Origin of the sequence: Collinsella sp. AM18-10 (genome assembly GCF_003471585.1) — a bacterium.
In the GTDB taxonomy this organism is placed as follows: domain Bacteria; phylum Actinomycetota; class Coriobacteriia; order Coriobacteriales; family Coriobacteriaceae; genus Collinsella.
The window spans coordinates 60758-83229 of record NZ_QRJO01000001.1; the positions used below are offsets into that span (position 1 = coordinate 60758).

19 protein-coding genes and 5 tRNA genes are annotated in these 22472 nt (G+C 58.8%); 2 read left to right on the top strand and 22 right to left on the bottom strand.

The features are described from left to right. Position 1: 1 nt before the first annotated feature. The 6 genes from DW211_RS00230 to DW211_RS00255 form a co-directional block, all read right to left on the bottom strand. A complete protein-coding gene (locus DW211_RS00230; RefSeq protein WP_118093904.1) occupies positions 2-658 on the bottom strand; it encodes a YveK family protein in 657 nt (218 codons plus the stop codon). 195 nt (positions 659-853) lie between these two features. Further along, positions 854-2278 (bottom strand): cell wall metabolism sensor histidine kinase WalK, encoded by a 1425-nt coding sequence (locus DW211_RS00235; RefSeq protein ID WP_118258561.1) that lies wholly within the window; start codon positions 2276-2278, stop codon positions 854-856. Between the two features lie 3 nt (positions 2279-2281). Further along, on the bottom strand, positions 2282-3010 hold the full coding sequence (locus tag DW211_RS00240) for a response regulator transcription factor (RefSeq protein WP_089572665.1): 729 nt from the start codon (positions 3008-3010) through the stop codon (positions 2282-2284). Between the two features lie 64 nt (positions 3011-3074). Further along, positions 3075-3950 carry a phosphate ABC transporter ATP-binding protein PstB gene (gene pstB / locus DW211_RS00245; protein WP_199576613.1) on the bottom strand — a complete coding sequence of 292 codons (876 nt, stop codon included), beginning with the start codon at positions 3948-3950 and terminating at the stop codon, positions 3075-3077. A 103-nt stretch (positions 3951-4053) separates the two neighbouring features. Beyond that, positions 4054-5292 (bottom strand): sensor histidine kinase KdpD, encoded by a 1239-nt coding sequence (locus DW211_RS00250; protein WP_117816966.1) that lies wholly within the window; start codon positions 5290-5292, stop codon positions 4054-4056. Between the two features lie 25 nt (positions 5293-5317). Next, positions 5318-6013: a response regulator transcription factor gene (locus DW211_RS00255; RefSeq protein ID WP_118258562.1), complete on the bottom strand. Its 696-nt coding sequence runs from the start codon at positions 6011-6013 to the stop codon at positions 5318-5320. Between the two features lie 197 nt (positions 6014-6210). Between DW211_RS00255 and DW211_RS00260 the strand changes: the two genes are divergently transcribed. Then, entirely contained in the window at positions 6211-7551 is a 1341-nt protein-coding gene (locus DW211_RS00260) for a D-alanyl-D-alanine carboxypeptidase family protein (RefSeq protein WP_158568454.1), read from the top strand. 322 nt (positions 7552-7873) lie between these two features. On the opposite strand, the gene DW211_RS00265 is transcribed toward DW211_RS00260, so the two are convergent. The 8 genes from DW211_RS00265 to serS form a co-directional block, all read right to left on the bottom strand. Further along, positions 7874-7964: transfer RNA gene (locus DW211_RS00265), tRNA-Ser, on the bottom strand. A gap of 68 nt (positions 7965-8032) precedes the next feature. Continuing rightward, positions 8033-9115, bottom strand: coding sequence for an AAA family ATPase (locus DW211_RS00270; protein ID WP_233540903.1), 1083 nt, complete (start codon positions 9113-9115; stop codon positions 8033-8035). 307 nt (positions 9116-9422) lie between these two features. After that, positions 9423-11864: a lipopolysaccharide assembly protein LapB gene (locus DW211_RS00275; RefSeq protein ID WP_118258565.1), complete on the bottom strand. Its 2442-nt coding sequence runs from the start codon at positions 11862-11864 to the stop codon at positions 9423-9425. A 375-nt stretch (positions 11865-12239) separates the two neighbouring features. Continuing rightward, positions 12240-12316: transfer RNA gene (locus DW211_RS00280), tRNA-Arg, on the bottom strand. Between the two features lie 189 nt (positions 12317-12505). After that, positions 12506-12582 (bottom strand) — tRNA-Arg (locus DW211_RS00285). A gap of 355 nt (positions 12583-12937) precedes the next feature. Then, positions 12938-13014, bottom strand: a tRNA-Arg gene (locus DW211_RS00290). Positions 13015-13091: 77 nt separating this feature from the next. Continuing rightward, positions 13092-13469 carry a hypothetical protein gene (locus DW211_RS00295; RefSeq protein ID WP_118258567.1) on the bottom strand — a complete coding sequence of 126 codons (378 nt, stop codon included), beginning with the start codon at positions 13467-13469 and terminating at the stop codon, positions 13092-13094. Between the two features lie 171 nt (positions 13470-13640). Further along, positions 13641-14924 (bottom strand): serine--tRNA ligase, encoded by a 1284-nt coding sequence (serS, locus tag DW211_RS00300; protein WP_117637377.1) that lies wholly within the window; start codon positions 14922-14924, stop codon positions 13641-13643. A 111-nt stretch (positions 14925-15035) separates the two neighbouring features. Between serS and DW211_RS10170 the strand changes: the two genes are divergently transcribed. Then, positions 15036-15209, top strand: coding sequence for a DUF6724 family protein (locus tag DW211_RS10170; protein WP_168170424.1), 174 nt, complete (start codon positions 15036-15038; stop codon positions 15207-15209). A gap of 157 nt (positions 15210-15366) precedes the next feature. Here DW211_RS10170 and proC read toward each other — a convergent pair whose 3' ends face one another. From proC to rsmI, 8 genes are all read right to left on the bottom strand, one after another. Beyond that, positions 15367-16137, bottom strand: coding sequence for a pyrroline-5-carboxylate reductase (proC, locus tag DW211_RS00305; RefSeq protein ID WP_089572672.1), 771 nt, complete (start codon positions 16135-16137; stop codon positions 15367-15369). 73 nt (positions 16138-16210) lie between these two features. Continuing rightward, positions 16211-16681 carry a 23S rRNA (pseudouridine(1915)-N(3))-methyltransferase RlmH gene (gene rlmH / locus DW211_RS00310; protein ID WP_117563694.1) on the bottom strand — a complete coding sequence of 157 codons (471 nt, stop codon included), beginning with the start codon at positions 16679-16681 and terminating at the stop codon, positions 16211-16213. A gap of 6 nt (positions 16682-16687) precedes the next feature. After that, entirely contained in the window at positions 16688-17626 is a 939-nt protein-coding gene (locus DW211_RS00315) for an SPFH domain-containing protein (RefSeq protein WP_055250521.1), read from the bottom strand. A gap of 288 nt (positions 17627-17914) precedes the next feature. Next, positions 17915-18001 (bottom strand) — tRNA-Leu (locus DW211_RS00320). A gap of 43 nt (positions 18002-18044) precedes the next feature. Next, positions 18045-18962: a TatD family hydrolase gene (locus tag DW211_RS00325; RefSeq protein ID WP_118258568.1), complete on the bottom strand. Its 918-nt coding sequence runs from the start codon at positions 18960-18962 to the stop codon at positions 18045-18047. Beyond that, positions 18952-19812, bottom strand: coding sequence for a 16S rRNA (adenine(1518)-N(6)/adenine(1519)-N(6))-dimethyltransferase RsmA (rsmA, locus tag DW211_RS00330; RefSeq protein WP_118258570.1), 861 nt, complete (start codon positions 19810-19812; stop codon positions 18952-18954). Before rsmA ends, DW211_RS00325 begins: the two co-directional genes overlap by 11 nt. A 110-nt stretch (positions 19813-19922) precedes the next feature. After that, positions 19923-21524 (bottom strand): methionine--tRNA ligase, encoded by a 1602-nt coding sequence (gene metG, locus DW211_RS00335; RefSeq protein WP_118066114.1) that lies wholly within the window; start codon positions 21522-21524, stop codon positions 19923-19925. Between the two features lie 69 nt (positions 21525-21593). Next, positions 21594-22472 carry a 16S rRNA (cytidine(1402)-2'-O)-methyltransferase gene (rsmI, locus tag DW211_RS00340; protein WP_117583812.1) on the bottom strand — a complete coding sequence of 293 codons (879 nt, stop codon included), beginning with the start codon at positions 22470-22472 and terminating at the stop codon, positions 21594-21596.

Below are 22472 nucleotides of genomic sequence, written 5' to 3' on the forward strand. Positions count from 1 at the left end.
CCTATTTACCACCTTTCATAGCCGGAATTCGGCCAACAACGGGAATGCCCAGGAGCTCTTCTGCCTCTTCGGCACCGCGGATGCGGGTATTGAGCATGTCTGCCAAAACGACATAGGCAACTGCGATAAAAATGCCCGCGAGGAACGCGACAGCAACGTACAGCATACGCTTGGGACCGCTGGGGGCTTCGGGGGTCTTAGCCTCGTCGATAACGTTGATGCTCTGGGCAGCGCCGACGTTCTGAGCGACCGTACTCACCGAGCTAGCTATGGCCTTTGCGACCTTAGCCGTCTCCTTGGCATCGGTGCCGGTAACCGAAAGCGTAATGACACGCGTGGTGGTCTCGGAGGAAACAGACACTTTGTAGTCATCCAGATCGGTGAGGCCCAGTTCATTGGCGGCGCCGCTCTTAACGCTATCGCTATCCAGCAGCGTGGCGATATCGTTGGAAAGCATCTGGCTCGCCGAGAGATCGTTGTAGCTCATCTGACCGCTATCGTCGGTCTTGGCGAGAATGTACATGCTCGTCGTCGCGGTGTAGGTGTTGTCCATCGCAACAAAGGACACGATGCCCATGGCGATCGCGCAGACCACCGGAAGGGTGATGACCAGCTTGAGGTGCTTCTTCAGCAGCTGGAACAGTTCGAGAAGGGTCATGCAGCTTGCCTTTCATTTCCCCAGTTCGGATTGACAAAACTGTCCGTATGTTATCGCATCTTTTTACCGAGACCAAACTCTATACATAAGAAACAGGCTCTCCTGTAAAAATGACGGAAGCGATCGTAAAATTGCACAACAACGCCGCACCCGAAAGTCCGATGCGGCGTCTACATCATTATCTATGTTGTATCGCTATGCGAATGGCTCGTCCTGCTGTATGGGAAACGCCACCGTAATGGTGGTTCCCACGCCCAACTCGCTCGATAGATCGAGCGTGGCGTGATGATACAGGGCCGCATGCTTGACAATGGCAAGCCCCAGGCCGGTTCCGCCGCGTGCCTTGGATCTACTCTTGTCCACGCGATAGAACCGCTCAAATACCTTGCCCTGTTCTTCAGGCGCGATACCGATTCCCGTGTCGGCGACCGCGAGGAACGGATGGCCTTCGTCGTTGGTGCCGCACTGCAGCGTAACCGTACCGCCGGGTCGATTGTAGCGGATGGCGTTGCTTGCCAGATTGTAGATGAGCTCGTCAATCAAGCGCGACACGCCTTCGATGACCACAGGCTTGGTCTCATGACTTATCGTCACATTCGCCTGACGGGCAACCTGTTCAAGACGCTGCTCAACCGCGTAGATCGCACGCGAGAGCTCAATAGGCTCCGTGGACCCAATGGGCACTGCCTCGCCTTCAGTTGCACGTTCGGCCTCGTCCAAGTTAGACAGCGTAAGGATGTCGTTGACAAGCGCTGCCAAGCGGCCCGCCTCACGATAGATGCGACCGCCAAAGTTGCGCAGGTCGTCCTCGCCCTCGACCATGCCATTTGCGATGAGCTCGGCATAGCCCGAAATCGCCGTAAGCGGCGTCTTGAGCTCATGGGTGATATTCGCCGTGAACTCGCGGCGCATACGGTCGTTGTCCGCTAGCACCGCCATTTGGCGCTTGAGTTCCTGGCGCTGCGACTCGATACGCTCAAGCATGGGGACCATCTCGGCATAGGCGTGCTCATAGCTACGGCGTGGGTGGTCCAAATCCACCTCTTGCAACGGCGCGATGATGGCACGGGACTCACGGCGCGCCATAAAAAACGAGAGTACCGCACCCGCTGCTGCGATAAGCAGCATCGGCGCCAGCATCGACAGCAAAATCGCCGCAACGCCAGGCTGGGCCTGCGCCAAGCGGACGACCTGGCCGTTATCAAGGGTGACGGCGCGATACAGCATAATCTCGTCGAGTGTAGAGCTTGCGCGCTCCGCGGAACCCGAACCACTCTCAAAGGCCTCGATGACCTCGGGGCGATCGCCATGGTTGGGCAGTGTGGAAGGCGACGCCTCGTTGTCGTAGGCAACAGATCCGTCCTTATTGATCAGCGTGATACGAAGATCCTCGCGATCGAGGCTTCGCAAGAACGGAATGGGCTCCTGCTGCTCGTCGAGAGCGGCAGCAATGAGCTCGGTTTCCTGCGCCAGATTGGCACTCGTGGCATCCGCCAAAGTGTTTTGCACAAAGAACGCACCCAGCACCGTAAACGCCACGATAACCGCCATGGCGCAGACAAAGATCGTCACAAAAACGCGGTGCGACAGCGTATGTTTTCCCTGGGGGGCGAAGACCACGGGTTACTCCTCCGATGCGGTGGCCGCGGTGTCGTCGCCTTCGGCACCATCACCGGCAGAAGGCTCGGCCAGGCGATAACCCACGCCGCGCACGGTCTCGATGGCGCTGGCATGCTCGCCCAGTTTTTGGCGAAGCGTCTGCACGTGCACGTCAACGGTGCGCGAACCGCCGTCGAAGTCCCAGCCCCACACGCTCTGCAGCAACGACTCGCGGGTAAAGACCACGCCGGGCTTGCGCATGAGGTACTCGAGCAGGTCGAACTCGCGCAGGGTGAGCTTAAGCGGCTCGCCGGCAACGGTCACCTCGCGATGGCTGGGCGAGAGCACGATGTCGCCCACGCTGAGCACATCGCTCGCCTGCTTGACCATGCCGCCGCGACGCAGCAGTGCGCGGCAGCGGCTCGCAAGCTCCATGAGCGAAAACGGCTTAGTCAGGTAATCGTCGGCACCGCCATCGAGCGCCATCACCTTGTCGAGCTCGGTGTCCTTGGCGGTAAGCATCATGATGGGCACCGTCGCCGTCAGGCGATCGGCACGCAGACGACGCATAATCGCCAAGCCATCGGTGTCGGGCAGCATGATATCGAGCAGCACGGCATCGGGCACCCGTCGCGCCACGGCAGCTTTAAACTCGCCATCACACGAAAAGCCCTCGGCCTCGATTCCCTGCTTGCGCAGCGCGTAGACTGTCAAATCCCTGATGTTGTCATCGTCCTCGACGTAATAGATCATGTTGAACCCCTTTGCGGCCGATATGACCGCATCTTAACCCTAAAGGCACCTGTAAAAGACAGCGTCAGCCAAAACGCCCCGTCAAATAATCCGCGGTGCGCGGATCGGACGGATTCTTGAAGAGTTGCGCGGTGGGCGCGTGCTCCACCAGCTCACCCAGCAAAAAGAACGCAACCGAATCGGAAATACGCGCGGCCTGCTGCATGTTGTGCGTCACGACCACCAGCGTGCAGGTCTCCTTGAGCTCGCAGGCCAGCTGCTCCACCACCAACGTCGACACAGGGTCGAGTGCCGAGGTCGGCTCGTCCATCAGCAGAATGTCGGGCTGCACGGCAAGTGCGCGGGCGATGCACAGGCGCTGCTGCTGTCCACCCGAAAGACCCAGGCCCGACTCTTTGAGCTTGTCCTTGACCTCGTCCCACAGGGCAGCGCGACGCAGGGAGTCCTCGACCAGCTCATCGAGCACGGCGCGGTCGCGCACACCCATACCGCGAGGACCGTAGGCGACGTTGTCGTAGATGCTCATGGGAAATGGGTTGGGGCGTTGGAACACCGTGCCCACGCGCTGGCGCAAACGGCAGATGTCGCAATCGCCCAGGATATCTTGACCATCGATCGCAATCTTGCCCTCGATGCGGCAATCCTTGATGCCGTCGTTCATGCGGTTAAAGCAGCGCAGCAACGTGGACTTTCCGCAGCCCGAAGGCCCGATGAACGAGGTGATCTGCTTGTCGCGGATCTTGATATTCACGTCCTTGAGCGCATGGTGGTCGCCATAGAACAGGTCGAGGCCCTCGACGTCGATGCGCGTCGGCGAGGCGGCAAGATCCTCTGCCGTGGGGCGAGTCGCATCCCCAACCTCGCGCTCATGCGCGGCCTCGGCCTGCGCTTCCATGAGTTCTTCAAGCTCCGTGGGCTCCACAGCCGCAGCAGCCGTCATACCGCACACCTCCATATCGATATCAATTCAGCAGTATCGATAGTAGGAATCGCGGCTCATACGCACGTGAGCACATTGTCAAGTGTTTGTAAGGGCACGCTAGCTATGCGGCGGGCAGCTCGATGGTGAATATCGTGTGTTCGGGCGTCGATTCACATGCAACGGTACCGCCGTGTGCCGCGATGATCTCCTTGGCAATAGCAAGGCCCAAACCGGCACCACCGCGATTGGTCGCACGCGCCGCATCCAGGCGATAGAACTTCTCAAAGATCACCTTGAGCTTAGCCGCAGGGATAGGATCGCCCTGATTGATAAAGCGCACGCGCACGCCGCCATCGTCTTGGCGCCTGGCCTCAATCGTGATAGTCGAGCCCTCATAGCTATAGGCGACGGCGTTTTTCATGATGTTGTTGAACACGCGGGCCATCTTGTCGCCATCCACGAGCACCGTCAGGTCCTCGCGAATATCAACTTGGGCTTCCTTATGCTGCTCGTTGAGGATGGGATAGAACTCGTCAGCCACCTGAGCCAGCAGCAACCCCAGATCAACATAGCCGCGCGTGAGCACGATATCGTGGAAGTCAAAGCGCGTGATATCGAAGAACTCTTCGATGAGCGCATCGAGCCGGTGCGCCTTGTCGAGCGCCACGCCCGTAAAACGTGTGCGCTGCTCAAGCGGCAAATCGGGGGCCTCCTGCAAGAGCGAAAGGTAGCCCACCACGCTGGCGAGCGGCGTGCGCAGGTCGTGCGCCAGGTACGTCACCAGGTCATCTTTGCGGTGGGATTCGTCACGCAGGGCTTGTTGAACCCTACGCTCGCAATCGCGCGCCCGGTTGAGCGCGCCCTCGACCTCGAGGAAGTCGCCGTCAATGTTGTCCCATGTGTCGGGGTTATCGATCAGACGGTCCTGAATGCGGGCGGCAATCACGCGGTCGGCGTGCAGCTCGCCCTGCTCGTAACCCTGGTAGTACAGGGCGCGTCCGCAGAAGAACAGGACGCACACGGCAAGCGCCAGCACAAATCCAAGCATGTTGAACACAAAGCCGGCGTCAAAGAATACGGGCTCGCCAATACCGCCAAGCGCCATGGACCCGATCGCCAACGTAATTGTCCACGCGGCGCCGCCGATCACCACACAGCGGCGAACGATTTCGAATCGATCAATCAGCAAAAAGCCAATGAGTAGAACTGCCAGGATGCCAACGATATTGTCAATGCCGATGAGCAGCAGACTCAGCAAAAAGAGCAGCACCGTCGCTAACGCACGGTTGTCAACGACCGCCCTTACGTATTCAAAGAGTCGATCGGGTACCTCGAATGCCCGCCTATCGTCTTTTGTCATATCTACTCCCCCGCCATCAAAGGCGTTATTCGATTATGTAGCCGACGCCCCAGACGTTTTTGATAAAGCGCGGCTTTTGAGCGTCGTCACCGATCTTTTCGCGCAGGTGGCGAATGTGCACCATCACCGTATTGTTGGAGCCGGGCATAAAATCCTCATTCCACACCGCGCGGAACAGGTCCTCCACGGCTACCACGCTGCCGCGATGCTCGACCAGATACAGCAAGATGGAATACTCGATGGGCGTGAGGCGCACCGGCGCACCGTCCACCATTACGGAACGAGCATCGCGGTTGATCTCCAGGCCGTCGAGCTGGATGATCGGCGACTCGGCCACCTGCGCGCGGCTACCGTAGCTGGTGTAGCGGCGAAGCTGAGCATGCACGCGCGCGATGAGCTCAAGCGGACGGAACGGCTTGACCACGTAATCGTCCGCGCCAAGCGAAAGGCCCTCGATCTTGTCTTGCTGGGCATCGCGCGCCGTCAGCATGATCACGGGATAGGTATGGCTGGAACGGATCGTACGCAACAGCTCAAAGCCGTCGATATCAGGCAGCATGACATCCAGCAGCGCCAGATCAAACTCCTGCTCCAGAATCGCCTTGGCCGCATCGGCCCCGCTGTAGGCAATCCGGACATCAAAGCCCTCTTTTGTAAGGTAGATACCAACCAGGTCGGCGATGGCTTTCTCGTCATCAACTACCAAAATGCGCTCGTTCATGCGTGCTCCTCTCGCGCTCCATTATGCCCGAGGCGGCGCGTGCCACACACAACAAGCGCGGGCGATTAAGTCGACCTTAAGCACCAATGTGTCCGTTCGGGCGCGGATGTGGGCCACGCACGCACGCGATGATCGCCGATGCCGGCAAACGATATACTCTAGTTCCAGAAGAGACCATCCCGTCGAAAGCGAAATCTGTGAAGTCCCTCACCTCTTTTGCAAAGCGCTCAGCCCAGCTTGCCGCCGGCTTTGTCTGCGCTATCGCCCTTACCGCTGGCGTGCCCACCGTCGCCGGCGCCCAAGTGCTCACGACCGACAATGTCTGCGGCAAAACCGCCGATGAGCGCGGCATCACGGCCGAAAACCTGCCCGATATCGATGCGACCAATGCCCTCGTCATGGGCAAAGACGGCACCGTCTACTATGGGCGCGGCGCCGATGAGCAGGTCAAAATCGCCTCGATCACCAAGGTCATGACCGCAATCCTAACCGTCGAGAATTGCAAGATAGACGAGAAGGTCACGGTGAGCAACGCCGCAGCCACCGTGGGCAATTCAACAGCCGGCTTGCTCGAAGGCGACGAGCTTACCGTGGAGCAGGCGCTGCGCGGCCTGATGATTCCCTCGGGCAACGACGCCGCCATCGTGCTCGCCGAATATGTGGGCAAGAAGATCGACCCTAAGACCACAGACGCCGAGGCAACATTTGTGAAAGCCATGAACGAGCGCGCTAAGAAGCTCGGTTGCACCGGCACGCTTTTTGAAAACCCGCATGGTCTGGACTTTGATGAGTGGGCTGGCGATATGCACTCAACCGCACACGACGTAGCGCTGATGATGCAGGAGGCCATGAAAAACGACACGATCCGCGAGGTCGTAGCGAGCGAAGATTCCTGGATCGAGGTCACGGGCGCCGACGGCACCGACCATTCGCATTCCATGGACACGCATAACTATTTGCTAGGCCAAGATGGCAACATCGGTGGCAAGACCGGCACCACCGATGATGCAGGCTATTGCTTTACGGGTGCCTACAACCGCGATGGCGACGAGATCTACACCGTCGTTTTGAACTCCACCACCACCGACCAGCGCTTTACCGATACCGCAACCCTTGCCAATTGGTACTACGGTCACAAGGTGACGGTCGCAATCGCCAACACGCAGGAAAAGACCGCCAACGGCAACCCGCTTATGGCGCGCATCGGTCAAACCGACTGGACTGATAAGACGATCGACGCCACACTCGCCGATCCTACGGCGCAAGCGACCGTGTTTTCCCTTGCCGGCGAGGTGACCGAAAAGGTTAGCTACGACGATCTTTCGGGCACGGTGCATGTGGGCGACAAGGTGGGCAGCATTACGCTCAAGCAGGACGGCATCAAGATCGCCGTCATGGACCTGGTTGCCGACGAGGAAGGGGCAGGGCCGAATCCCATTGAATGGCTACTCGTGAAGCTCGACCGCCTGGGCCGCCGTATCGACAACCGCCCGCTCACAGCCGAGAGCGAGACCGTAGCCAAGGCTCCTGAGGTGTAGGGCCAAAGCGATATCACATCGAACCAAATGAGGCGTCCAACGGGGCGCCTCATTTTTTGAGGGTTCGAATCCCCAGCCTCCTTTCTCCACACAAAAAAGGGCCCCAAATGGGACCCTTCTTCAAATTCGCACTGGCGGAGAGCTGGGGATGTCCGGGCATGCTACGCATGCCCTCCGGCTTCAAAGCCTGGCGGCTTTTCGCCCACGGGCTACAAACGCTTTCGCGTTTGCTTAACGCCCGTGCCCTCTCGGGTTCGAATCCCCAGCTAACGTGGTTCAACTAAAAAAGGGTCCCTTTCGGAACCCTTCTTTAAAGTCTTACTGGCGGAGAGCTGGGGATTCGAACCCCAGATGCCCTTTTGGGGCATACTCGCTTAGCAGGCGAGCACCTTCGGCCTCTCGGTCAGCTCTCCGTAACAGCCGTTCTATAGTAACCAAACAGCCGAAGTTGGGCAAGAGGGAATTTGGAGCGATTCCATTTTTACCTTTCCCGCACCGCCTCCAACAAATAGTCGCGCATATACGGAATTGCAAACGAAACACAGCCATAGCCCGCAGGCTCAATCAACCCCGCATCGATGAGACGTTTACGATACGAGCCGACCTTGTTCGCCGGCAGCCCCATCTTTTTGGCGATATCACCGTTGGCAATCTCATCGCCCTCGCATTGAGCCATTGCCGCGAGATACTGAAACTGTCGTTCTGAAACCCTGCGCAGCGCCGGGGCAATCACCATAGCATTAAAGCTATCAAGAGCTGCTTGGATACCCGTACGCGCGGACCCTTCGTTCACGCTCTCCGCCCCGCTGCGCGCAGCAGCCTGCCAAGCGTAATATCCGACCAACTGGACCATAAAGGGATAGCCTGCTGACGCCTTTGTTAATAGCTCAGCGGCGTCTTCATCGAGCTCCTTGCCCGCTCGTCTCATTGTATCCTCAAACGATCCGCCGACTTCAAAATCGGAGAGACGAGTAAGTTCGATATGTTTTGCCCGCTGAAGGAACATAAGGGTATCATCAACCACCACGCCATCCACCGATGTTGGCAAGCCAGCGAATGCAAAAGCGACATTCGCCCCCTGGCGAATCAAAAGCTGCATCTCATTGCCCAGCTCGCGCATTTCCTCAGTTGAGGCATCCTGAATCTCGTCGAGCGTAATGAGCAGGCCTCCGCGCTTCGCGGCATCGTACATCGCCTCGCCCAGATGAGATGCCGACTTCGATACCTCAACGGAGCCAAGGCTGACTCCTAGAATCGATGGGGAAATCGACATTGACTCAAGACGAACATTTCGCTGTAGAGCCTCGAGGATTCTATTGCAGAAGCCGGTATTTGAGGCGACATCAACAACCTCGAATCCTTTTTTGCGCGCAAGATCGCCCAACGCGTTGAGGAGCACCGTTTTTCCTGTGCCGCGGACGCCAGAGATGCGCATAAGTCGATCGGGGGCACCGGGACCATTCTCAAGAGCCTCGGCAAAGTCATCCAAAACAGCATCGCGTCCGATAAGCTCAGGCGGATTCATGCCCGCCGTTGGCTTAAAGGGATTCATAGCTTTCGGCATTCGCCCCTCCTCTGCTAGTTTTAACAACTTTAACAAAGTTTAGCAACTTTAGCAGAGTTTAACAGGTTTAGCAGACTGAGTCGCTTTAGTCCCACCGGCCCTGTCGGATCTTCTCATCTGAGCTGATACGAGCATCTTCATTCAATTTGTCAGCTACTTGCTCGACATGGTAATTCGTATCTTAATTCGTTATACCTTATCTTTACGCAGATGATGCCAGTACCGCCGTTGCCAGCAATCCTTCCACTTGTTCACTGTGCTGAACAAGCGGCGGGTTAAGCGTGTGGCCCGGCCTTCTATACCGCCCCTACCCCAGCGAGCGGTTGAGGGAGCCGAGCTCGTCGTTGCCCATGGTGCGCCACATTTGGAAGATGCAACCGCGTGCCAAGAAAAAGAAGCCGTTGTCGACCAGTTGCACAGCGGCATCTGCAAGCTGATTCGTCACGGCGGACACTGGCGGCAGCTCGAGTCCAGCCTTGCGGATGGTCTCGACCGCTTCCTCGAACGTCGGAGGCTCGCTGACGCCCATCTCGTTCATAAGGCCCTGCATTTCTTCCAGCGCGCTGCTGCCCGACTCCTCGCCGCGCGGCACCAGACGGTAACAAGCCAGCGCCAGGTCGAGCTGATCGCAATTCCAATAGGCAAACGCCAAGCGATAGAACAGGTAGCCGATTGCAGAACGATCGCTGGCAATACGTAGGCCGTGGCGCGCTACCTCGATAATCTCGTCAAAGCGCTCCAGACGCGCAAGCACGTTGATGAGCGCAAAGTGCGATTGCATGGACGAGCGCGCCAGATCGTAAAGATGGCGCACCTCGGGCAGTGCTCGTTCAAAGTCCTCTTGCTCGGCGTAAAAGCTGCAGATCTCGTGCTGGGCAAAGTACAGCGCATCGGGCGCACGAAGGATTCGCACAGAGCGGTCTTCTTCCAACACCGGTAGCACCATGCGCACCAGCTGGTTGTCGCAGAACTGGGTCTGCACCGGGCCCGTCGCCAAAAGCTCAGCTACAGCACACTTGGCTTCCAGCTCCTCGACAAGGCGAGAAAAGCCCTCGAAAGCACCGGCTCGGTCAACTTTGGATTGCTCGCGCAGCTCGACGACGCGGGCGACATACGGATCGTTGTCCTCTTCCATGACCTCAAGCTCGTCAGCCGTATCAGCGAGCAGTAAATCGCGAAGCGCAGGCGGCAATGGACGATGGTCATCGCGTGGTCGGGCGTGAACCCCTGCAGGCTCAATCATGTCCGGTGCATCCGCCTCATATGCCTCGAGCAAATGCTTGCAGGGCATGTCGTCCATATCCATGCTCTCAAGATCCTTGGCGACAGAAACGCAATCGGCCAGATAAGCCGCACGGCCAAAGGAGTACGTTTTAACAACGCGCTCGCCCTGCTCGCCGTCGGGAGCCGCAATCTGCACGTAGCAGCGCGTGATGCAGGTGCCCGCGGCAAAACACGCTGCCGCAAGCGTGATTGCCACGCGCGCATCGTGCTCCGCGGCCCAGATCGTGCGCGTGTCCTCGTCCAGCTCGCGCCAGGCGACATCTTGAGCATCGTATTCACGTTGCGGCATGGCGTCCACAACAGACTGCCCAAACCGAACGAGCATAATCCCCTCGGCAACGTTTGCCCGATAGGTATAGTCGAGCCTTGTGACCACGTTAAGCGCCTCGACAATACGCGCGAAGCGGGTACGCACATCCCACTCACCGCCCGGCTGGCACGAAACCGTTCCCGGTTTGGCCCACGGGTTATCGCTCGAGGCCGTATCGAGCAGTCGGGGAACATCGTTGGTCGTCTTAGCGATATGCCACGAATCAAAGAGTGCACAGCCCTCAAGGCTCGGCGAGGATGCCGCGGGGGCCAATCCAGCCCCGATGCGCTCAAGGATGCCGGAGAGGCGGTTGAGACGGCACTCGATGGCAAGCAGCATGTCAATCTCGTCCTGGTCCAGCAGGCTACGATCAAAATTGAGATAGAAAAGCTTTGAACGATCAATGCGAGCCAGGCTCATCTCGGACTTGGCAGCGATGGTGCGCAGGCGGGGCAAGTCAATTTCACTCATAAGGGCAGCGGCATAGCGCTCGATACCGCTCGGATTCTCGGCATGGTCAACGCGGTAAAGCAGCGTCTCGATAGCATCAGGGAGCGGTGCCGTGTTAAAGCCCAAAAACACCTCGACCGGCTCGGGCAACTTTACGAGCTTGATCTTGTCGATAACATTTTGCATACCCTCGTCGAGTCCGCCGGCGTCCGCCGTGCTCGCAATGGCATTTTCGGAGTCAGCGAATATCACGTAGCGCAGGAACATCGATGCCATGAACTCGCCGTAAGGAAGGGAGCGGGCTGAATTCCATGTCTCGTGGTCGGACTGCTCGCGCATGGGGCCTTCGGGAGAGCCGACAGTTTGCGCACACGCGCGCATTGCACCGTTGGCTTCCCTTACCATAATCTCACCAATACTGGAATCCGACTCGTCAAGGACCAGTTCCATGTCGGGATCGTTGGGCAGCGGAGCCTCGCTGACGGGGCGGTCCACCTTGTACACCTCACCCGAAACGCTTACGTAGCCCAAAAGCGACACATGACTTTTGCCAACGAACTCGACGACATAACAAGATTCATGCTGATCCTCGCCAAAGAGTTTCCAGACCACGCCATATGAGCGTCCCGCAGGCTGCTCGGGCATCGCCGGAAAGCGCTTCTTGGGATCGAGAAACCTGAGCTTGTATGTCGGACGCTCTGCCACGAAATATCACCCTGATCGGTCGTCTAGAGAAGGAGCGGTCGCGGATGGGCCGCGACACCTACTCGGAATCTTACACGAGTCAATAAGAAATAGTCCGCTTTACGCCCGCGCCTCGACCGAGGTTCGAATCCATGCAGTGCTTACGTAAAAGAAAAGCCCCCGTTGCCGGGAGCTTTAATCTCAAATGGTGCGGCGTATAGGATTCCGCGCATCCGCTGCGCGGATCCGCACCGGCTTCGCCCGCCTGCCGGCGCGCTCGCCCGCGGGCTAAAAACGCTCCGCGTTTTCTTTACGCCCGCGCCTCGACCGAGGTTCGAATCCATGCGGTGTTTACGTAAAAGAAAAGCCCCCGTTGCCGGGAGCTTTAATCTCAAATGGTGCGGCGTATAGGATTCGAACCTATGACGTTCTGATTCGTAGTCAGACCCTCTATCCAGCTGAGGTAACGCCGCGACTTGTTGATTATTATGCACATGGACTGAATAATGGTCAAGCATTTTTTCAAAAAAAGTTATCGAATTTGATTTTTACTCATTTGATGCAGTCGATCGAATCGATACTTTCAAACACGGCGAAAGCAACTCCTCAAGTATGTCGACATATAAGAAAAGCCTCCGTTACCGGAGGCTTTAAAGTTCAGTTGGTGCGGCGTATAGGATTCGAACCTATGACGTTCTGATTCGTAGTCAGACCCTCTATCCAGCTGAGGTAACGCCGCAACGCACGGATTATTATGCACGCGAGCCCCCGATGGGTCAAGCGACAATTAGAAAAAATTTTACGGAGTGATAATTAAGTTGTTCGTGCCTCGACCGAGGTTCGAATCCATGCGGTGTTGCCATAAAAGAAAAGCCCCCGTTGCCGGAGGCTTTCAATTTCAATTGGTGCGGCGTATAGGATTCCGCGCATCCGCTTCGCGGATCCGCATCGGCTTCGCCCGCCTGCCGGCGTGCTCGCCCGCTCGCTACGGACGCTCCGCGTCCGCTTCACGCTCGTGCCTCGACCGAGGTTCGAATCCATGCATCGTCCGCCTAAAAGAAAAGCCCCCGTTGCCGGAGGCTTTCAATTTCAATTGGTGCGGCGTATAGGATTCGAACCTATGACGTTCTGATTCGTAGTCAGACCCTCTATCCAGCTGAGGTAACGCCGCAGCGCAAGACATATAAAACCACTTTAGCTTATTGGAGTCAAGCACAATCTCAAACTTTTTTGTGAAACGCAGTTTTGTCATGCTGCTCCGCATATACCGTCGTTCCCCGTACGATCGATTGGCTTTTCGATCACGTCAAACTTAGCATCAAGTTCCCTCAGGAGCGATCTCACCCGCTGGGCACAATCATAATCGGCAAACGAGATACTCAACATGCGAGCAACCTGGTTAGATGTCCGGACCCCATAGAAATGCTCCAGGGCCACAAGCCCCTCGTGCGCCACAAACGTCTCAACCACATGCGTCGACTCCTCGTAGCACCATTGGGTCAACGGACCCTCGCTCGTCTGTCGAACCACCAGGCCACCCATGCCAGACGGCTCACACGTCACAAGCAGGTACTCCCCGCCCTCGTCGCTCTCAAACAAAACCACCCGATCATCAAACAGCTCCATCGCGTCCCCTTTCTCTCGCTCTTATTTAGCAAAAGCATAGCAGGTAGATGGCTGTATACAGAACAGTTGTTCGTGTGTTTTCTATTGAGCTGTCCGCACAGCATGGTATGGCCGCACACAAAAAGGGCACCCCAAAAAGGAGTGCCCTAGCAAATCGCTTATGCAGCCAATCTACGCGACCGGCTCGATCTTCTCGAGGCCGCCCATGTAGGGACGCAGAACCTCGGGGATCGTGATGGTGCCGTCAGCGTTCTGGTAGTTCTCCAGAATGGCTGCCATGGTACGGCCAGCCGGCAGACCGGAACCGTTGAGGGTGTGCAGATAGCGCGAACCCTTGAAGTTCTCGGGGTCGCGATACTTGATGTTGGCGCGACGGGCCTGGAAGTCACCGCAGTTGGAGCAGGAGCTGATCTCCTTGTAGGCGTTGTAGCTCGGCAGCCAGACCTCGACGTCGTAGGTCTGACGGGCAGAGAAGCCCAGGTCGCCGGTGCACAGGCTAATCACGCGATACGGAAGACCCAGCTGCTGCAGCAGGAACTCGGCCTCGGCGGTCATACTCTCGAGCTCCTCGTCGGACTCCTCCGGCTTGGCAAACTTGACCATCTCGACCTTGTCGAACTCGTGCTGGCGAATGATGCCGCGGGTGTCGCGACCAGCGGAACCGGCCTCCTCACGGAAGCAGGGGGTGAAGGCGGTGTAGCGGCGCGGCAGGGTATCGGCGTCGAGGACCTCACCGGCGTGCAGGTTGGTGAGCACGACCTCGGCGGTGGGGATCAGGAAGTTGTCGCCCGAGACGTGATAGGCGTCGTCCTCGAACTTGGGCAGCTGACCCGTGCCGAACATGGTCTGACGCTTGACGACGATGGGCGGCCACCACTCCTTGAAGCCACGGCTCGTGTGCGTATCCAGGAAGAAGTTGATAAGGGCGCGCTCCAGGCGGGCGCCGGCGCCACCGAGAACGGTGAAGCGGCTGCCGGAGAGCTTGTTGCCGCGCTCGAAGTCGAGGATGTCGAGGTCGGTGCCCAGATCCCAGTGCGGCTTAAAGTCAAAGTCGAACTCGCGCGGGGTGCCCCAACGACGGCGCTCGATGTTCTCGTCCTCGTCCTTGCCGTACGGCGTGGCCTCGCAAGGAATGTTGGGCAGGTGAGCCATGAAGTCGTACTGCTCCTGCTCGAGGGCGGTGCGGCGCTCGGCCAGACCGTCAATCTTCTCGTTGACGGCGCGCACGGCCTCTTTGGCGGCCTCGGCCTCGTCCTTCTTGCCCTCCTTCATCAGGGCGCCGATCTTCTTGGACTCGGCATTGCGCGTGGCTTGAAGTTCCTCGACCTCGGTGATGACGGCACGACGCTCGTCGTCGAGCTCAAAGAACTTCTCGCGATCCCAAGACGTCTGGCGGTTAGCCATGGCGACATCGATGGCATCGGGGTTCTCGCGAACAAACTTGATATCAAGCATTAGATCCTCCGGCGATATACATTCCATTTAGGTTGCAACCTTGTACATGTATGGGCAAGTATATACTTATGAGCGTTTACGACCCAACTCAACTACGCAAGAAGGCACCCAATGGACGCAGTTTTTTCCTTTTTGTTTGGCACCCGCACCGGTTTTGCCATCCTTTTCGCCGGCGGCATCCTGCTGTTTGCGATTATTGCCTTTGTAATGGAGAAGCGCACCCATAAGATGTATGTCGACCGCGGCCCCAAGTCCGAGGACGAAGAAGACAGCTTCTGGGACTAACCTGCCAAAAAGGGACAGGTTTATTTTGGTCGGTTTTATCTGGGCAAACGCAAGTGCCCCGCAACTGGAATTGAGCCAGTTGCGGGGCGCTTTTCGCTAAAAGGACAAAACCGCAGGAAAAACCTGCCAACATAAACCTGTCCCTAAATAGCAGGTTTTACTGGAGGGTTGCGTCGATTGCCTTGACCAGGGCGCTGCGCATGCCGGCGTCCTCGAGCGCGACGACGCCCTTGATGGTGGCACCGCCGGGCGAGCACACGGCATCCTTCATCGCTGCGGGATGCTGACCGGTTGCGAGCTGCAGCTTTGCCGTACCCAGCACCATCTGGCTCACAATGCGATAGGCATCAGCACGCGGGATACCGTGCTTGACCGCTGCATCGCCCAGGGCCTCGATTGCCATAGCGACAAATGCCGGAGCGCAACCACCCACCGTGCCGCCCACAAACAGCAGGCTTGTGTCGAGCTCGACGACAGCGCCAAGCTTACCGAGCAGGTCGAGCACCACAGCACGCTGCTCGTCGTTAAGCGTCGAAGCCTTCTCGCAGGCGATGACGCCCTCGCCTACCGAAACCGGCGTGTTGGGCACCGTCGAGATATGCGCGACGCCCGGCAGGACCTGCTCCCACTTGGCACTGTCCCAGGTCCAGGCAACCGACAGAACGACCTTTTTGGCAAGAGCATCCTTGAGCGGGGCGAATACCTTCTCGATCATGTACGGTTTGACCGCAGCGACCACGATATCGGATGCGGCGACAACCTCGGCGGCATCGTGGCAGGCGACCATGCCGCGCGCCTCGCAGCGCTCAACCAGCGCGTCGTAGCGACCCGCGCAGGCGCACATGTCGCTCGCAGCTACACCGGCAGCGATCCAGCCATCGGCCATAGCGCTCGCCATATTGCCAAAACCGACAAATCCAATCTTCATATCTCATAGTCCTTTCAGACACATTCCTCAAAACGAAAGGTATTGTCCCACGCCATTGTTTCGTATTGCCGACCTATTTGTGATACGGCTCGCCACGACTGATCTTGCAGGCACGGTAAATCTGCTCCAGCAGCACCACACGCGCCAGGTTATGCGGCAAGGTAATGCGTCCAAAGCTGAGCATCTCGTCGGCTCGTGCGCGCACGTCATCGCTCACGCCGTCCGAACCGCCGATTACAAAGGCAATGTCGCTGCTGCCTCGCAGCATAAGATCGTCGAGCCTCGCCGAAAACTCCTCGCTCGAGCGCTCCTTGCCCTCGATAGCCAGCAGGATCACATGCGCTCGAGATGGCAAGGCGGCAAGAATCGCCGCCCCCTCCTTGTCGCGCGCGGCATCCACGCCGCCCGCCTTAGCCGGGTCGATATCGGCCACCTCGCGGATATCCACCTTGGCATAGGCACCTAGGCGCTTGGTGTACTCAGCGCACGCGTCCTTCCAAAAGCGCTCCTTGAGCTTACCGACGCAAACGACGGTGTATTTCACGCGCGTCTACTCCTTCGAATCGTTTTGAACTTTGCCGGCGGCCAGCATCTGCTCGAACATCGAGGCCGACTGCGAAAAGTCGCTCGGCAGCACGACCGTCGAGGTTTTACCCGTGCGAGCGAACTCCGTCATCATCTCAGACCACTGCGTAAACATGAACAGTTGGTTGGCCTCGTCATTGCCGACACCCGTCTCCTGGATGATCTCGAGCGAATCTTTGATACCCAGTGCGATGGCCTTGCGCTGGTTGGCGATGCCCTCGCCCGCCTTTTCCATTGCCTCGGCCTCGGCGGTCGCCTCGGTGACGCGCTTGATGCGGTCTGCCTCGGCGAGCTCCTGTGCCGCAGCGCGCTTGCGCTGGGCGGCGTTGATGTCGTTCATGGAGTTCTCAACCTCGGTCGGCAGTGCGATTTTGGTGATGAGCGTCGACACGAGGGTGAAGCCGTAGGCGGCCATCTGCTCGGAAACGGTAGCGTTGACATCCTTGGCGATGTCATCCTTCTTGGCAAAGACCTCATCGAGCGTGTAGACGGGGATGGAGGAGCGCAGGGCGTCGGTGATGAAGTCGCGCATCTGGTCGACGGGCTCCTGCAGCATGTAGTAGCTCTTGTAGATGCCCGAATCTGCCGGGCCGGCGCCCATGTCATAGCTCACGTGGTACTGAGCGGAGACCTCAAGGCCAATGGTCACGTTGTCCTGGGTCTTAACGTCGATGCCAAAACCATTTTTCATGGTGCGCAGACTCACCGTGGCGGCCTTGCGGTCAATCACGGGCACCTTCACGTGGAAGCCCGCGTTGACGATACGATTGAACTTACCCAAGCGCTCGATGATCACAGCGTGCTGCTGCTCAACGACGTAGCAGGCGTTGGGGAGCAGCAACAACAGGATGATGATGGGAATCAAAAGGCTGGTAAGGGCGGCGATGATACCGGAAAACAGCATGGTCTCTCCTCTGATAGGCACACGTTGGCATTAGGATACCCGTCCAAGGAGATCGTGCATAACAAAAAAGCTCCCATTGCTGGGAGCTCTTTCAATCCATGGTGCGGGCGAAAGGACGTCCGCGTATCCGCTTCGCGGATCCGCACCGGCTTCGCCCGCCTGCCGGCGGACTCGCCAGCTCGCTAAAAACGCTCCGCGTTTTCTAGACGCTCGCTCCTTCACAGGTTCAAGTCCCTGCGATGAGCACATAACAAAAAAGCTCCCATTGCTGGGAGCTCTTTCATTTAATGGTGCGGGCGAAAGGACTTGAACCTTCATGGGGTTGCCCCCATACGGACCTGAACCGTACGCGTCTGCCAATTCCGCCACGCCCGCGTGCAGGAATTAGAATAACGGAGCGCCACCGCGAACGCAAGAACTATTTTTGAAAAAGTTTGCAGGCATTTTCCCAAGCGGCATGCGCGATTGTTTCGGCGTCCTCACCAGTGCGATCGACACGGTCGTTAACCAGCGCGTTTGCCGTAATGGAGATCATTGCGGGCTCGCATTCAAGACCGCGGATGGGCTCCGGAGCCATATACGGGCAATCCGTCTCGAACAAAATTCGATCGAGTGGGGTTGCCGCAAATGCCTCGCGCACGTCGTCGTTGCGCTTAAAGGTAGCCGCACCACCATAGGCGATATAGCAGCCCAGCTCCACAAAGCGCTCCATCGTGGCGCGGTCCTCGCCAAAACAGTGCAGCACACAACCGGCCTGGGGCACGCCCACCTCACGAAGCACGTTGTACGCATCCATATGCGAGGTGCGCTCCCCATCCGAGTCCTCGTGCCGCAGGTGCAACTCCACCGGCACATTGCAGCGCACGGCGACTTCGAGCTGACGTGCCATGCAATCAATCTGCACGCTGTGGGGCGCCGGCGTGATGTCGTCGTCGTAATCCATGTGGTAGTCCAGACCGATTTCGCCAATACCGGCGCACAAAGGGTCATCAAGCGCAGCAACAACCTGCGCGTGAATGTCGTCGGTATAGTCCGGCGCGCCATACGGATGCACGCCGGCAAGATACTTGATCTGCGGGATATCCTGCATCGGCAGAATTTCGCGCGTCAGCCAGTCGCTATAGTCCGTCACGCTGCGCTTGTCGGCGATGGGGTCGAAGACCGTCACCAACAGGTCGATGCCTGCCGCCTTGGCACGCACGAGTGTCTCGGGCACATCCTTGCCCCAGAACGAAAGCAGATGCGCATGTGTGTCGGCAAGCGGTGCCAAGGGCACGGGACAAGCAACCGTCTTCTTTTTCTTGGTAAACGTCACGCGTTCGGCATTAAGCGTCATGGGAAAGCTCCCGAGCCAGGCACACAAAGTCGGCGACGCCGAGCGTCTCGGCGCGCGTGGTGGGTGCGATACCGCAAGCCTCAAAGGCGGCATCGAGCACGTCCTTGGCAAAGCCGTTGGCGCTCATGGAATTGCGGATGGTCTTGCGACGCTGAGCAAATGCAGCGTCAATCACGCGGGCCACAAATTCGCGATCGAGTCCTTCGGGCACCACACCGTCAACACGGTCGATACGCACGACGGCCGAGTCCACGTGTGGCGCCGGCATAAAGCAACGCGGCGGCACCTCAAAGCGACCCGTTACCTGCGCATACAGGCCAAGCTTTGCCGTATAGCCGCCATAGGTCTTGTTGCCCGGCACTGCGGCAATGCGATCGGCAACCTCCTTTTGCACCATGACGACGGCGCGCTTGAGCGCCGGCATCGTCTGGAAAAATTGCAAAATGATCGTCGCCGCCACGTTATAGGGCAAGTTCGCGACAAATACCGTCGGCTCACCGCCCGCAGCCTGCTCAATCTGCCCCGGGCCCACCTTGAGCGCGTCGCCCATGATAAAGCGGAAGTTGGCATAGTCGGCGGCGTGGGCATCGAGCACCGGCTCAAGCTCGGAATCGGCCTCAATGGACGTAACGCACGCCGCTTCCTGCAGCAACGCAAGTGTCAACGTACCGCAACCTGGACCCACCTCGAGTACGCGCTCGTCACCTGCAAGCTCGGCAAGCTCGCAGATACGTTCGATCACATGATTGTCGATTAGAAAGTTCTGGCCCAGGCGATGCTTGGTCGCAAGGCCAAACTCCTCCAGCAGCTCCCTGGTGGCCGTGGGGTTTGCCAAAGGCGAAGTTGTCATGGTTGCCTCCTTAGCATGATGGCGGCGTCTTGAAACAAAAGGGCATGGACCGTGGCGGCCATGCCCTTACAGCTAAACAGCAAATTGCCGATATGGCGCTCGCGCGGTCTCTACGCCAGACGCGGGAACAGCGGATCGCCCTTCTCGACGGGCTGACCGCCGGCAAGCAGGCCCCAAGTGCAAATGCCCTTGAGGTCGTCGCTCGCGGCCTCGCCCTCACAGGACAGGCGGCGCAGGGCCTCGGCAGAGGTCTGAGGCATGAGCGGCATCAGCAGGTGAGCGGCAATGCGGATGGCCTCGAGCAGGTTGTAGATCACAAACGCCAGCTCGTCAGCCTTGGCCTCGTCCTTGGCAAGTGCCCAAGGCTCGGAGTCCTCGATGTAGTGGTTGGCGGCGTGGATGAGCTCCATGACCTCGTCCTTGGCTCCGCCGTAATCGAGCACGTCCATCTTGGCCATGTAGCGCTCGACCAGGCCGTCGGCGATCTTTGCCAGCGGGTTGTCGAACGCATCGAACGATGCGGGCTTGGCGGGCGCGCAGCCGTCAAAGTACTTGCCGCTCATGTTGAGCGAACGCGAGATGAGGTTGCCCCAGCTGTTGGCCAGGTCGGCGTTGTAGACCTGCTCCATGCGATCGAAGCTGATGGCGCCGTCGGTGCCGGGGACGACGTCGGTCATAAAGTAGTAGCGATAGCCCTCGACGCCCAGCATGTCGATAACGTCCTGCGGAGCGATAGCGTTGCCGCGGCTCTTGGACATCTTCTCGGCCTTGCCGGTCTCGGCATTGCGCACGGTCAGGAAGCCGTGGGCAAAAACGTGCTCGGGCAGGGCCTCGCCGATGGCCATGAGCATGGCGGGCCAAATGACGCAGTGGAAGCGGATGATGTCCTTACCCACGATGTGGAACTGCGCGGGCCAGCGATAGGCCAGCTCGGCACGCGCCTCGTCGGTATCGACACCGTAGCCGACGGCCGTCATATAGTTGAGCAGCGCATCGAACCACACGTAGGTCACGTGGCCCTCGTCAAACGGGACCTGAATGCCCCAGTCAAAGCTCGTGCGGCTCACGGAAAGGTCGTTAAGGCCGCCCTCGACAAAGCTGCGCACCTCGTTCATGCGGAACGCAGGCTCGACAAAGTCGGGATGCTCGTCATAGAGCTTGAGCAGCTTGTCCTGGAAGGCGGAAAGCTTAAAGAAGTAGGACTCCTCCTGCACGCGCTCAAGCGGACGGTGGCAGTCGGGGCACAGGTGCTGGCCGACGCTGCCGTACTCCTCGTCGCCCTTCTGGACCTGCGTATCGGTGAAGTAGGTCTCGTCAGGCACGCAATACCAGCCGTCGTAGCTGCCCTTATACAGGTAACCGGACTCCTTCATGCGCTCCCACAGGTACTGCACGGCATGATGCTGGCGCGGCTCGGTGGTGCGGATGAAGTCGTCGTTGGAAATCTCGAGCTTGCTCCAAAGCTCCTTGAAGTGCGGGGCCTGGCTGTCGGTCCACTCCTGCGGCGTCATACCATGCTTGGCTGCGGCCTCGGCGACCTTCTCGCCGTGCTCGTCCATGCCGGTCAGGAACTTGACGTTATAGCCGGCGGAGCGGCGATAGCGAGCCTGAACGTCGGCGATGATGGTGGAATAAGCCGTGCCCAGGTGCGGATCGGCGTTGACGTAGTAGATGGGCGTCGTGATAAAGAACGAAGGCTTGCTTTGATCCATGGGGTTTGTCCTCCAGAAAAACGTTGCATACAGGGGATGATTCTAGCGCAAGGGCTGGATATCCTCCATCTATTGCATATCGAGCACCATGGCATAGACATCGCGCTTGCGGCGCGAATACTTCTGAGACAGGCGCTTGGCCACCGCAGACGCGGGCTCCCCCTCCTCGAGCGCGGCGCGGATATCCTCGCGCAGGGCCTCGTCGGGATCCGCTGCCGTGGCGCCGACCGGCACGATACCGGCCTCCTCATCCTCGCTCGGTGGCGCGATGACCAGCGCAATCTCGCCCTTTACCTCGCCGCGAGCACGTAGCTCCTCGGCAAGCTGGTCAGCGGGCCCGCGCAAGACCTCCTCGTGCAGCTTGGTGAGTTCGCGGCAGACGGCAACCTCACGCTGGGGAAAGACCTCCGCCACGGCCTCGAGCGTCGCCACGATGCGATGTGGAGACTCGTAGAAGATGAGTGCGCCGGGCACCACGGCAAGGCGCTGCAAACGGCGCACACGGTCGCCGTGCTTTCGGCCCAAAAAGCCCTCGAAGAAAAAATGCTCGCAGGGAATGCCGGACGAAACAAGCGCCGTGACGCAAGCAGAGGGCCCGGGAATAACTTCGACGGGCACATCGGCCTCACGCGCCGCCTCGACCAGCGCCTGGCCGGGATCGGACACGCTCGGCATGCCGGCGTCCGAGGCAAAAGCGAGGGTCTCCCCCGCCAGCAGACGGTCGACCAGGCCGGCGGCGCGGCTGGCGATCACATTCTCGTCGCAACGGACAAGCGGCTTGGAAATGCCCAGGTGCATCAGTAGCTTTGACGTCACACGCGTGTCTTCGCAGCAGATGGCATCAGCAGCGGCAAAGGCCTCACCAACGCGCGGGGACAGGTCGCCCAGGTTGCCGATGGGCGTGCCGACCACATAGAGTTTGCCCGTATGGGCGCTGTTTTGCGTCAT